At 63.3% G+C, this 12,288-nt stretch carries 10 protein-coding genes and 1 riboswitch; of the genes, 6 read left to right on the top strand and 4 right to left on the bottom strand.

Translation table 11 applies throughout. The annotated features are described in order from the left end of the window. Positions 1-221 precede the first annotated feature (221 nt). The 4 genes from R1T44_RS05500 (at position 222) to cobO (ending at position 6,907) form a co-directional block, all read left to right on the top strand. Positions 222-2,159 (top strand): cation:proton antiporter, encoded by a 1,938-nt coding sequence (locus R1T44_RS05500; RefSeq protein ID WP_317292748.1) that lies wholly within the window; start codon positions 222-224, stop codon positions 2,157-2,159. A gap of 263 nt (positions 2,160-2,422) precedes the next feature. Then, positions 2,423-3,664 (top strand): NupC/NupG family nucleoside CNT transporter, encoded by a 1,242-nt coding sequence (locus tag R1T44_RS05495; RefSeq protein WP_043332439.1) that lies wholly within the window; start codon positions 2,423-2,425, stop codon positions 3,662-3,664. 251 nt (positions 3,665-3,915) lie between these two features. Further along, positions 3,916-4,168, top strand: a riboswitch (cobalamin riboswitch). A 132-nt stretch (positions 4,169-4,300) separates the two neighbouring features. Continuing rightward, on the top strand, positions 4,301-6,184 hold the full coding sequence (locus R1T44_RS05490; protein ID WP_317292747.1) for a TonB-dependent receptor domain-containing protein: 1,884 nt from the start codon (positions 4,301-4,303) through the stop codon (positions 6,182-6,184). A gap of 123 nt (positions 6,185-6,307) precedes the next feature. Next, a complete protein-coding gene (gene cobO, locus R1T44_RS05485; protein ID WP_317292746.1) occupies positions 6,308-6,907 on the top strand; it encodes a cob(I)yrinic acid a,c-diamide adenosyltransferase in 600 nt (199 codons plus the stop codon). 35 nt (positions 6,908-6,942) lie between these two features. Here cobO and R1T44_RS05480 read toward each other — a convergent pair whose 3' ends face one another. Continuing rightward, complete coding sequence (locus R1T44_RS05480) at positions 6,943-7,779, bottom strand: helical backbone metal receptor (protein ID WP_317292745.1); 837 nt, start codon at positions 7,777-7,779, stop codon at positions 6,943-6,945. Positions 7,780-7,957: 178 nt separating this feature from the next. Here R1T44_RS05480 and R1T44_RS05475 point away from each other — a divergent pair, with 178 nt between their 5' ends. After that, a complete protein-coding gene (locus R1T44_RS05475; protein ID WP_317292744.1) occupies positions 7,958-8,782 on the top strand; it encodes an SIMPL domain-containing protein in 825 nt (274 codons plus the stop codon). Between the two features lie 120 nt (positions 8,783-8,902). Here the strand turns inward: R1T44_RS05475 and pyrF are convergent, their stop codons facing one another. Next, a complete protein-coding gene (gene pyrF / locus R1T44_RS05470; protein ID WP_303594100.1) occupies positions 8,903-9,604 on the bottom strand; it encodes an orotidine-5'-phosphate decarboxylase in 702 nt (233 codons plus the stop codon). 294 nt (positions 9,605-9,898) lie between these two features. Here pyrF and R1T44_RS17485 point away from each other — a divergent pair, with 294 nt between their 5' ends. Continuing rightward, entirely contained in the window at positions 9,899-10,345 is a 447-nt protein-coding gene (locus R1T44_RS17485; protein ID WP_347421883.1) for a ComEA family DNA-binding protein, read from the top strand. A 635-nt stretch (positions 10,346-10,980) separates the two neighbouring features. Here R1T44_RS17485 and R1T44_RS05460 read toward each other — a convergent pair. Continuing rightward, positions 10,981-11,487, bottom strand: coding sequence for an FKBP-type peptidyl-prolyl cis-trans isomerase (locus R1T44_RS05460; RefSeq protein ID WP_107335392.1), 507 nt, complete (start codon positions 11,485-11,487; stop codon positions 10,981-10,983). Between the two features lie 68 nt (positions 11,488-11,555). Next, the gene (gene rfaH, locus R1T44_RS05455) at positions 11,556-12,083 is read right to left on the bottom strand and encodes a transcription/translation regulatory transformer protein RfaH (RefSeq protein WP_176676340.1); all 528 of its coding nucleotides are present in this window, start codon (positions 12,081-12,083) and stop codon (positions 11,556-11,558) included. Positions 12,084-12,288: the final 205 nt, after the last annotated feature.

The raw sequence follows: 12,288 nt of genomic DNA, 5'->3' as shown, positions 1-12,288 counted from the left end.
CGCGATAAGGCAACGCGACGTTGCATACCACGGAATCAATCGCTAGGCTGCGCCCTTTCGGCCTGCCGCGCGGCAGCTGAGTGGCCCTTGCCCCTGCTTCAAGCCTGTGCAGACAAGCAGGGGCAAGGGCCACTGACAGACGGCTGAGACACAACGAAACGATGAGCGGTGACCGCAACAGTGGCACCGCTCATTTTCGCTGACTCCAAGGAAGACACCCGATGACCGAACCTGCTCTGGCCCTGACCCTGATCGGTCTGATGGCCCTCGGCTGCCAGTGGCTGGCCTGGCGCATGCGTCTGCCCGCCATCCTGCCGCTGTTGATCGTCGGCATCCTCGCCGGCCCCGTCACGGGTTGGCTGAAGCCGGATGAGCTACTCGGCGATCTCTTGTTCCCGCTGGTCTCGCTGGCGGTGGCGGTCATCCTGTTCGAGGGCAGCCTGACGCTGGACTTCAAGGACCTGCGCGGCCATGGCCATATCGTCAGACGGCTGGTCACCACCGGCGTGGTGATCACCGGCGTGATCGGCACCGTGGCCGCCCACTATCTGCTCGACATGCGCTGGGAGATGGCCGCCGTGCTCGGCGCCCTGCTGGTGGTGACAGGTCCGACGGTGGTGATGCCATTGCTGCAGACGCTGCGCGCGCGCGGCAACCTGACCCAGATCCTGCGTTGGGAAGGCATCATGATCGACCCGGTCGGCGCGCTGCTGGCGGTACTGGTCTATGAGTACGTCGCGCTCGGCATGACCGGCAATGCGGCCTCGCACACCCTGTTGCTGTTCGCCCAGACGGTGGGCCTCGGGCTCGGCATGGGGGCACTGGGTGGCTGGTGCTGGGGGCTGGTGCTGCGTCATTTCTGGCTGCCGCAGAAGCTGCACAACTTCGGCACCCTGATGGTGATGCTGGGGCTGTTCGCCATCTCCAATACCCTGTTCCATGAATCCGGCCTGCTAACCGTCACCGTGATGGGCGTGTGGCTGGCCAACATGCGCGGCGTGCCGACCCAGCAGATCATCGAGTTCAAGGAGACCCTGACGGTTCTGCTGATCTCGGGACTGTTCCTGCTGCTGGCGGGGCGCCTGACCGTCGAGCAGCTATCCCTGCTGTCGTGGCCGGCGTGGATCTTCCTGGCGGTGTTGATGTGGGTCGCACGCCCCCTGACGGTCTGGCTGTGTACCCTGGGCAGCGGGCTGACGCTGCGCGAGAAGGCCCTGTTGGCCTGGCTTTCACCGCGCGGCATCGTCGCGGCGGCAGTCGCTTCGCTGTTCGCCCTCAAGCTCGAATCCCAGGGCATCGAGGGCGCCGAGATGCTGGTACCGATGACCTTCCTGGTCATCATCGGCACGGTGGTGGTCCAGAGCCTGCTGTCGCGCCCCATCGTCAAGGTGCTGGGCGTCGGCGAGCCGCCGCCCTCGGGGTTCCTGATCCTGGGCGCCAACTCGGTGTCGCGCCAGGTCGCCCGCGAGCTGGTCGATGCCGGCTTCTCGGTACGCCTGACCGACACCAACTGGGACGCCGTGCAGGAAGCGCGCATGGCGGGCCTGCCGGTCTACTACGGCAATCCGCTGTCTGAACATGCCGCCCAGCATCTCGAGCTGACCGGTATCGGCCACCTGATGCCGCTGTCGCCCTATCGCGAACTCAATAGCCTGGCCGCGCTGCACTTCGAGCACATCCTGGGCCACGGGCGTGTCTTCCGGCTCGCCGAGGACAATGGCAAGAACGCCAAGCGCCAGCAGGACCAGGCGCTGGGGCATCTGCCGCTGCTGTTCGATGGCAAGATCACCTATGCCAAGCTGGCGAGCCTGCTCTCTCAGGGCGCACAGTTCCGACACGCCCGCATCACCGAGAGCTTCAGTCTCGAGGATTACCGCAGGATTCATGAAGAGCGCCTGCTGCCGCTGTTCTGCATCAGCAGTCAGGGCCGCATCCGGATCGCCAACACGGCCGTGGCGCTGGAGCCCAAGGCCGGCGAGACGCTGATCAGCCTGATCCATGCCGACTCGCCGGAGCTGAACAAGTCTTCCCAGCCCAGGACCGACAAGGCCGAAGCTCCCCAGGCCGACAAGGGCGCGGGCAGCAAGTCATCACAGACGCCGCCGGGTTCGGGGTCAGGCCCCCTGCCGGCCAGTCGCCTGCCGGGCGCCGGCACCTGACAGCGGGCAGACTCAGCATCACGTCGGAACATCACGACGGTACGGCAAGACAGAAACCACGAGGCTCGCCCATGGCGGGCCTCGTGCGTGTTGACGCAGGCACGCCTCGCGCGATTCACAAAAAATCCGTCAAACGTTAGTGGCAGACTCCGACAGAGGGCAAAAATACTGGTAGAGTACGCGCCAGTTTTGGCCATACCGTCCTGTGGCCAGCGCTATTGCCTTGTCCTCAACGTAACACCTACGCATTCAGGAGCTGCTTGATGCAGATCGTCATGGGCCTGGTGGGCGTCTTCGCCCTGCTGGGGATTGCCTTCCTTCTCTCTGAAAACCGACGCGCCATCAGCCTGCGCACCGTACTGGGTGCCTTTGCCATCCAGGCGATGCTGGGGATCTTCGTGCTCTACGTGCCTGCCGGCAAGAGCATGCTGCTTGGGCTCAGCGAAGGTGTACAGGCCGTAATGTCCAGTGCCAACGTCGGCATGGACTTCCTGTTCGGCGGCCTGGTCAGCGACAAGATGTTCGAAGTCTTCGGCGGCGGCGGCTTCGTGTTCGCGCTGCGCGTACTGCCGATCATCGTGTTCTTCTCGTCACTGATCGCGGTGCTCTATCACCTGCGCGTGATGAACGTCGTGATCAGCGTGCTCGGCGGCGGCCTGTCGAAGGTGCTCGGCACCAGCCGTCCGGAGTCCCTGTCCGCGGCCGCCAACATCTTCGTCGGCCAGACCGAAGCCCCGCTGGTCGTGCGCCCGTTCATCGCCGGCATGACCCGCTCGGAGCTGTTCGCCGTGATGACCGGTGGCCTGGCCTCGGTGGCCGGTTCCGTGCTGGTGGGCTATGCCTCGCTGGGCATCGACCTCAAGTACCTGCTGGCAGCCTCCTTCATGGCGGCGCCGGGTGGCCTGCTGATGGCCAAGATGCTGATCCCGGAGACCGAGACCAAGACCCAGAGCGTCGAAGAAGCGCTGGGCAAGGACATCGATCGCCCGACCAACGTCATCGATGCCGCCGCCTCCGGCGCGGCCTCTGGCGTGCAGCTGGCGATCAATGTCGGCGGCATGCTGCTGGCCTTCATCGCGTTGATCGCGCTGGGCAACATCATCGTCGGCTGGGTCAGCGGCCTGTTCGGCTATGAAGACATCACGCTGCAGCTGCTGCTGGGCTATGCCTTCGCCCCGGTGGCCTGGGTCATCGGCGTGCCGTGGCACGAAGCCATCCAGGCGGGTAGCTTCATCGGTCAGAAGCTGGTGCTCAACGAGTTCGTCGCCTTCGCCGACCTCGCCAGCCACCAGATCAAGCTGTCCGAGCACTCTGAAGCCATCATCATCTTCGCGCTTTGCGGCTTCGCCAACCTGTCTTCCGTCGCCATCCTGATGGGGGGTCTGGGACTGATGGCTCCGAACCGTCGCGGTGATATCGCGCAGATGGGCATGAAGGCGATTCTCGCCGGCACGCTCTCCAACCTGATGTCAGCGAGTCTCGCCGGTCTGTTCCTGTCTCTCTAGAGACGCTCGCTTGTGAGCCAGTCTCCAGAGAGCTGGCTTCTGTAGCACGAGCTTCCATGGAGCAGACACCGCCATCTGGCCAGACCGTCATCTCGACAACGCCCGCCCCGTGCGGGCGTTGTCGTATCTGGCACAACCGAAGACTTGCCCTCTGACTTCTCCCCCTGAATGACCGCACCTGAGCGGCCTTGGGTGGCAGCCAGCGCAACGCCGGTTTGCCGATTGACTCCCTCACCCCCGCCCCAGACAATGGTTCACGTTGAAGCCAGGGTGTTCGGGAAACGGGTGAAAACCCCGTACTGCCCCCGCAACGGTGATCGCAACGCTCATGCAGGTCGACCACGATCGACAAGATCGACACGGCCAGCCACTGCCTCCGGGAGGTCCTGTCATTCGGGCCTCCCCCAAGGGAAGGAGGTGGGAAGGCGCATGAGGGGGTGAGACTCCTGCCATTGGAGTCCACCAGGCGTCAGTCCGGAGACCGGCCCTCGCTTCCACACTGGTTGATGCGGAGGGCCTCACCAGTGGCAAGTCTCCCGCGACGGGCCTGCTTGATCAGGGCGCGCGCGGGGGACGTGTGCTCGCGCACCCTGTCACGCTGTCCTCCTCATTGCGTCTGACGCTTGAGGATCATTCATGAAACACAACAACACTCGTGGTCGCGCATCTGCGCAGGCCAGCTTCACCCTCGTCGGTAGCCTGCTGCTGACCCCGCCCGCCGTCGCTGCTGATGCGCTGACCACCGATTCATCCGAGGATCTGGACACCGTCCAGGTCACCGCCAATCGCATTCCGCAGCTGCAGAATGATGTGCTGGCCAGCACCGACGTCATCACGCGTGACGAGATCGATCGCCTGCAGGCCAATTCGCTGGTCGATCTGCTGCAATCACGCAATGGTATCGAGGTCGCCCGCAGCGGCCCCATGGGCAGCCAGACCAGCCTCTTCATGCGCGGTACCGAGTCCGACCACACCTTGATTCTGGTCAATGGCCAGCGTGTCGCCAACAGTGCCGATGGCCTGGCGCATTTCGAATTCCTGCCACTCGCCGCCGTCGAGCGTGTCGAGATCGTGCGTGGCCCGCGTGCCAGCGTCTACGGCGCCGATGCCATCGGCGGTGTGATCAACCTGATCACGCGTGGCGGCAGCGAAGTCGGTCAGCATGCAGAAGTTACCCTGCGTGCCGGCAGCGATGGCACCTTCCGCCAGAACGCCCAGTTCAGCTCGGTGGAAGACGACACGCGCCTCTCGGCCAATCTCCATCATGATGAGAGCGATGGCTTCTCGGCCCGCGATACCGGCAGTGAAGATGATGGCTACGAGGCCACGGGCGCCGAACTACGCCTTGGCCACGACTTCGGTCAGCAGGCCACGCTCAGCCTCGGCGTCGCCAACACCGAGACCGATTACGACTATGACGACTGCTACGACAGCAGCTTCAGTGCCTCGGAAGACTGCCACGGCGAAGGCAGCCAGATGGTATTGGATGCCAGCCTGCTGACGCACCTGAACCCGAACTGGGACATGACGGTCAGCGTGGCGCGCACGCGGGATGAGTACGAGAACACCGAAGCCGGCAGTGATGCCGGGCGTGTCGCCAGCACCCGCAACGAGGTCGGCCTGCGCCACGACTTCTACACCGACCTCGGCACGCTCAGTCTGGGGGTGGACCATCGCGAGGAAAGCCTGGATGCCGATGGCCCCTACTTCACCGCCGAGGGCTACAGCGTCGATAGCCGCTATGCCACCGGCGTCTACGGCAGCTGGCACCTTCAGCAACAGCGTCACCACGTCACGACCAGCCTGCGTTATGACGACGACAATCGTTATGGCCACCAGATGACGGGCGGCTCCAGCTACGCCTATGATCTGACGGCCGCGCAACAGCTCGGGGCCAGCTATTCCAGCGCATTCAAGGCACCGAACCTGATCGACCTCTACAGCCCCTACGGCTCCGGCAATCCGGACCTCGATGCCGAGACCTCTACCACGGCCGAGCTGTTCTGGCGCCTGCAGCAACATCACTGGCATCTGGGCCTGAATGCCTTCCAGACCGATATCGACAATCTGATCAGCTACGAAGGAGTCGACTTCTCACCGATCAATATCGATCGCTCACGCATCCGTGGCGTCGAGCTGAGCAGTGGCTGGCAAGGCGAGGCCCTGAGCGTGAACCTTGCCATGACCTGGCAGGACCCGGAGGACCGCGATACCGGTGAGCAATTGAAGCGCCGCGCCCAGCGCTTTGCGCGTCTGGACGCCGATTACGCACTCGACGACTGGAGCTTCGGTGCCACGCTGCGTGGCAGCGCCAGCCGCAGCGATACTGACGCAGATACCTACACCGACACGCGCACTGCCGGCTATGGCGTGGTCGATCTGCGCACCAGCTGGCAGGTGATGCCGAACGTCAAGTTGAGCGCCAAGCTGGATAACGTCTTCGACCGCGAATACCAACTGGTCAATGGCTACAACACCCAGGGCCGTTATGTGGAAGGCGGCGTCACCTTCTTCTTCTGAGAGGCTTTCCCGGGGTGCCTCTTTTGAAGAGCCTCGGGCGACAAGCAGCCACACATACCACAGCACCGATCACAACACCGTCCCCCGGGTCGGTGCTGTGCCTTTGACTCACGGAGCATACGCATGACGGATCGCAATACCCGACACAAGGCCGCGATGGAAAAGCTCAAGTCGCATGTCGATGACAAGGTGGCGCAGGCCACTGAGGAGCGCGGCCAGCTGCTGGTGTTCACCGGCAATGGCAAGGGCAAGACGACCGCCGCCTGGGGCACCATCACCCGTGCGCTGGGCTATGGCTACAAGGTCGGTATCATCCAGTTCATCAAGGGGCTTTGGGAATGCGGCGAGCGCGAACGGCTCGCCGAGGATGCCAATCTCGAAGTGCATGCCATGACCACCGGCTTCACCTGGGACACCCAGAATCGTGAGGCCGATACCGCTGCCTGTCAGGCCGTGTGGCAGCAAGCACAGCGCCTGATGCGCGATGACAGCGTCTATCTGGTGGTGCTCGACGAGCTGACCTACATGGTCAAGTTCGGTTATCTGCCGCTGGAGGAGGTGATGACGGCACTCGAGAATCGCCCTGCGGAGCAGACCGTCATCATCACCGGGCGCAATGCCAATCGTGAAATCGTTGCCTGTGCCGATACCGTCACCGAGATGACCGAGATTCGCCACGGCTTCAATCATGGCCTCAAGGCGCGGCGCGGAATCGATTTCTGAGCGTCCTGCACGAAGCCGCCCTGACTCCGCCGCCCTCAGTCCGACGCCTGCATCTTCGCGATGGCAGCGCAGACCTCTGCCATCGCCTCGACACTGCGCGGGCCGGGACGGCTGATCAAGTCAGGAGTCAGACCCGCCAGTGCCACCTCGGAAAGTGGCCCTTCATCCGCGCGCCAGGCGGCAATCCACTCCCTGCGCGCCGGCCCCTTCGCGACCGGATGCAGAATCAGGTGCGGTCTGGCCAGCCACAAGGCTTCCCGATTGATCTGCGGCACCACGGCGGGTGAGTCCGTCAGCAGCGGCTCACCACCGCAGCGCCGAATCAGCTCATTGACCAGGTGATTGCCACCCAGCGTCGTCATCGGGCTCTCCCCCAGCTGGAAGAAGACCGGCAAGGGGTCGCTGTCGCGCGCGCGCTCCAGCTGCTCGATGCGCGCTGCGAGCGTCGTCACATGCTTATCCGCGATGTCACGGGTGCCCAGCAAGGTGCCAAGCCGAGTGATATTGGACAGCACGTCGTCGAGTGTGGCGGGCTCGCTGACGAAGACGGGCATCCCCAACGCTGTCAGACGCTCATGCATCTCATCGGAAAGCCCGCTGCCCCATGCCACGATCAGATCAGGCCGGGCACTCAGCAGCGCCTCTAGGTTGGGGCCGTGATAGCTGGCCAGGCGCGGCAGCTCGCTGACCGCAGGGGGATGATCGCTGCCCTGGCTCACGCCGATCAAGGCCGGCAAGCCTCCCGCCGCCGCCACCAGCTCGGCCGCGTGCGGGGCCAGCGTGACCACCCGCTGCGCCGGCTGTGACAGTGCCACGACGTCGCCTGCATCGTCGATCACCTCGCGCCCTGCGGCCAAGACAGGCGACGCCATCAGCAATGTCATGACGAGCACCGACACTGCCTGTGCAGCGCCACGTATAGAGCGCAGTCTCTCGTGTACCTTCACGCATCGCCCTCATTGCTGATACTTTCAAGCCTAACGCGCCCGCATTCATGCCCCTCACCAAGCGCCAGGCAACAATGTTGCCACTTTATACAAGGGAATTCCCATGCTGATGAACCACGCCACCAGAGGCCCCGCCCCCCTCGCCCAGCGCCTGCGTCGTACCGCCATGCTATGCGGCCTGGCGCTCTGCACCGCCGGCGCCACGCACATGGCCCGCGCCGATCAGACGCCCGCACCGGCTCTGGTGCATGTCAGCGCCAGTGCCAGCCTGGAGGCGGCGCCCGACAAGGCAACCATCCAGGCGCGCCTGTGGGAGAAGACGCCCGCGCGCAAGGTGGATGACAAGGCTCCCGACAGCAAGGCCGAGGGCCAGGCGGCCCGCAAGGCACGCGAGTCACTGGAATCGCGCATGACGACACTGATTCAGGCACTGGAGAAAGCGGGCATCGACAGCCGTCAGATCAGCGCCGGCAGCCTCAACCTGCGCCCTGAACAGTACTACGAGCGCAACAATGGTCAGCAGCAGCCCCAGCAATGGCGCCGTACACACCTCGAACGCCCGATCAGCCTCGCTCTCGATGACCTGGACAAGGTACCGGAAGTCATCGACCTGCTGCTGGGCGCTGGCGTCAATCAACTGGCCGGTGTGCAGTATCAGATCAGTGAACGGGATGCCCTGGAAGACAAGGTATTGAAGGAAGCCTTGACCAAGGCACGCCACAAGGCACAGCTGATGGCCGAGACCCTCGGCGCGACCTTGGGCAGCGTGCAGTCAATCAATGAGTCCTCACACAGCCCGCGCCCGCAGATGATGGCAATGCGTGCCGACATGGCAGAGGCCAAGAGCAGCGGCAGCGAATACCGCCCCGGCGAGCTGAGCCTCGAGAGCAGTGTTCAGGTCAGCTGGCATATCAAGTCTGCCGATTGAGGCAGTCGCGCAAAACGTGAGCGAGTGAGCAGCAGTAGTGATCACTGCCATGAAAAAGACGCCAGCCGCAGAGTCTGCGGCTGGCGTCTTTTTTTGCCCATGAGGCAGACAATCAGCCGATCAGGCGCCCAGCTCCTGCTCGATCAGCGCCAGCGCCGCCAGCGGATCCTCCGCCTGGGTGACAGGACGCCCGATCACCAGATGGGTGCTACCGGCTGCCATGGCTTCACCGGGCGTCATGGTGCGCCGCTGATCACCGGCCTGCGCGAAGCTCGGGCGAATACCCGGCGTCACCTTGAGAAACTCCGGACCGCACAGCGCCTTGAGGCTCGGGGTCTCACGAGCGGAGCACACCACACCGTGCATGCCGCTCTGCTGGGCGAGGGCCGCCAGCCGCTCGACCTGCGCAAGCGGCGTGACATCCAGCCCGATACCGGCCAGATCGGTCTGTTCCATGCTGGTCAGCACCGTCACGGCGATCAGCTGGGTGTCGAGGCCGCGAGTCGAGAGCGCCTCGGCGGCGGCCTGCATCATGCGTGCACCGCCAGAGGCGTGGACATTGGTCATCCACACGCCGTGCTCCGCAGCCGCCAGCACGGCCTGGGCGGTGGTGTTGGGGATGTCATGGAATTTGAGATCGAGAAAGACCTCGAAGCCGCGTTGATGCAATGCCTTGAGAATCTCGGGACCCACACGCGTGAACAGCTCCTTGCCTACCTTGACGCGACAGCGCGCAGGATCCAGCTGGTCTGCCATGGCAAGCGCAGCACTCATGTCCGGGTAGTCGAGGGCGATGATCAGGGGGGAAGTCGTGGCAGGCATCCGGGCTCCAGGCTATGTGGCAGGCGCAATGACAGGAGGTCATGGGCTCGGGGCAACATTATAGCGCTCGGCTCTGTCGTTGTATGCCCAGGGAAAGACGAATCGAATCAGCAGGCTAACGCTCGTAGTGCTTTCTTGCGTTGAGCGCAGAAAGCCGCGCAAGGATGAGAAATCGTTTAAACCTAAATGACTGCAAATCTAATACCTGAGCCAGAGTGTTTCTCGCGCAGGGCCTCGGGTGGTCGCCCCGCGCACTCCCCATCGACCGCCCTGATGTGAGCATAGGAAGCGACCATGAAAACCCTGCTAGGAACACTTCTCGTGACCAGCCTGCTGGTACTGTCACCGACCAGCCAGGCCGCAGACATGAACATCAACACCGCCACTGCCGCACAACTGACCGAGCTCAAGGGCATCGGTGGCAAGAAGGCCCAGGCCATCATCGAGTGGCGCAAGGCGAACGGCCCCTTCACCGACGTGGCACAGTTGACGGAAATCAAGGGAATCGGCCCCAATACGCTCAAGCGCATGAACACGACATTGACGCTGGGCGAGCCGGGCAAGCCAAGCAAGAAGACCTCGGCCATCAACACGAAGAGCCCGTCGGTCAAGCAAGACGGGGCTATCCAGAAGAGCCAGACTGTCAAGAAAAGTCAGAGCATCGACAAGACCACCACCGGGAAGGCCGTCGACTCCCACAAGGAAGTCGAGAGCCTCAAGACTGCCAGCAACAATAGTTGAGCCGTCTCGCCGGGCAGGCAACCTCGTGTCAGTTGCGGGGTTGCCTGTCCAGCGACTCTCTTCCTCTCAGAGAACTGGCAAAAGCTTTCAAGCAGCCCGCAGACAAGCCAGCGTCATGCAAACGCAGTTAGCCATTCCCCCACTGAACCCCACAACCAAAAAAGCCGACCCGAAGGTCGGCTAGCGGGGTTTCCCCCTCCCCTGACGGCGAATCGGCACCTGCAAATAGCCCGATTCTGACAGCGGCCATCCTGGCCTGCCCCTTCCCCAAGGGGCTCCCTGAATGCCAGCCTCTGTCGGCAGCTGACACCTCTGCTTCTGATATCAATAGCTCTGACATCAATAGCTCCGACATCGATAGCTCTTCCGCCTGTGTCGGCCTGCTGCGGCCTCGACAAGGACACTCTACCCCGCCATGCCCCGCGCGAATCTGATCTGCATCAAGTCCTGAAGGCTTCCCGGCTCGATCCTTGCGGCTGGCGCGCAGACGACTGATCCATATCAATTTTCTCCATCACTATAGGTCCCAACAACAGACAGCCCCGCTGCCGAGGATTCCGGCAGCGGGGCTGTCTGTTGTTGAAGAGGGGCTGCAACGCGGCGCTTGAGCGTTGCACCCATCCGCAATGCCTACTTCAGCGACGCACCTTCTTGTCTTCGATCTCGGTATGGCTGACATCAAGACCGAGCGGATGACCGGCCGAGAGTTCGGCACGCGTGGCATCGCGCACTTCCAGCACCTCGACTTCCCAGCTCAGCGCCTGACCTGCCAGCGGATGATTGGCATCGACCTTGACCTGCTGCTCACCGACCTCCAGCACCGTGACCGACCGCTGGCCTTCCGGGGTGCGGGCCTGAAAGCGCATGCCGGCGTTGATCTCGCCCGGGCCGAAGGCATCACGCCCGAAGTACTGCACCAGGCCTTCATCCCGCTCACCGAAGCCTTCGGCTGGCGTCAGATTGACGACCTTGCGGTCGCCGACATCGCAGCCCTCAAGCGCGCTCTCGAGCGCTGCCAGAATATTGTCGTGGCCATGCAGGTAATCCATCGGCTCACGCTCACGGGAGCTATCCAGCACAGTGCCATCAGCGGTGCGCAGGGTGTAATGCAGGCTGACGACCTGCTGGGAAGTAATCGCCATGGGAACCACTCCAGAAGAAAGGTGCAATGCGGTCTCGCGGATCAAGTCGGATGAGACAGGTCGGCAGCTCAGCTTTCGCTACGCCGCAGCTGACGACTGGACAGCTCGACACGCTGTTGCTGATTGATCAGATTGAGCAGCACGATGACGCGCTCATCGCCCTTCGCGCTCTCGAAGACGCCACTGAGCGAACTCAAGGGGCCATCGATGATCTCGACCTGCTCGCCGGCCCGGAAATAGACATTCTCCGGCGGTTGCTCCTGGCGTTGCTCGCCGCTGGCGATCAGGGCTTCCACCAGAGGCGTCGGCACCGCCGTCGGCGTGTTGCCGAAGCTGACCAGCTTGAGCACGCCACGGGTCGAGCGAATCGGCCGCCAGTTGTCATCCATCTGATCAAGGCGTATGAACAGGTAATAGGGGAAGAGCGGCTCTTCGACCCAACGCAGCTTGCCGCCGCGCTTCTTTTCCACCTCCAACAGGGGGTGGAAGACGTGAAATCCCTGATTGGTGAGGTTCTCCGCCGCACGGAAGGATTCCCCGCCCTTGCACTGGATCAGATACCAATGCGCCTTGGCAGCTTCTCGGGCTTCACTCATGATGACCTCTCATTGCCTGCCTGCCCCACTCATGCGTGTCTCGACCTGCATCATGCCTGTCGGCTGACCGGCAGGACAATGCATGGCTCTTGCCCTCAGGCAGTGCGACAATCCGGCCATGAATGACGCAAGCGGCAGATAGCCGCTCACCGTGCGTGTGACACGCGCGGCCACACCCTCTGCATGGACAGGCAAGGCTTTGACT

It is taken from the genome of Cobetia amphilecti (genome assembly GCF_032923285.1).
Classification (GTDB): Bacteria; Pseudomonadota; Gammaproteobacteria; order Pseudomonadales; family Halomonadaceae; genus Cobetia; species Cobetia amphilecti.
The sequence above is the reverse complement of the archived record's forward strand: the minus strand, read 5'-3'. Positions and strand labels throughout refer to the sequence as shown.

Bases quoted from the DNA above. Each gene is read 5' to 3' on its own strand.
- R1T44_RS05500 (WP_317292748.1), top strand. From the start codon at position 222: ATGACCGAACCTGCTCTGGCCCTGACCCTGATCGGTCTGATGGCCCTC.
- R1T44_RS05495 (WP_043332439.1), top strand. From the start codon at position 2,423: ATGCAGATCGTCATGGGCCTGGTGGGCGTCTTCGCCCTGCTGGGGATT.
- R1T44_RS05490 (WP_317292747.1), top strand. From the start codon at position 4,301: ATGAAACACAACAACACTCGTGGTCGCGCATCTGCGCAGGCCAGCTTC.
- cobO (WP_317292746.1), top strand. From the start codon at position 6,308: ATGACGGATCGCAATACCCGACACAAGGCCGCGATGGAAAAGCTCAAG.
- R1T44_RS05480 (WP_317292745.1), bottom strand. From the start codon at position 7,779: ATGGCGTCGCCTGTCTTGGCCGCAGGGCGCGAGGTGATCGACGATGCA.
- R1T44_RS05475 (WP_317292744.1), top strand. From the start codon at position 7,958: ATGCTGATGAACCACGCCACCAGAGGCCCCGCCCCCCTCGCCCAGCGC.
- pyrF (WP_303594100.1), bottom strand. From the start codon at position 9,604: ATGCCTGCCACGACTTCCCCCCTGATCATCGCCCTCGACTACCCGGAC.
- R1T44_RS17485 (WP_347421883.1), top strand. From the start codon at position 9,899: ATGAAAACCCTGCTAGGAACACTTCTCGTGACCAGCCTGCTGGTACTG.
- R1T44_RS05460 (WP_107335392.1), bottom strand. From the start codon at position 11,487: ATGGCGATTACTTCCCAGCAGGTCGTCAGCCTGCATTACACCCTGCGC.
- rfaH (WP_176676340.1), bottom strand. From the start codon at position 12,083: ATGAGTGAAGCCCGAGAAGCTGCCAAGGCGCATTGGTATCTGATCCAG.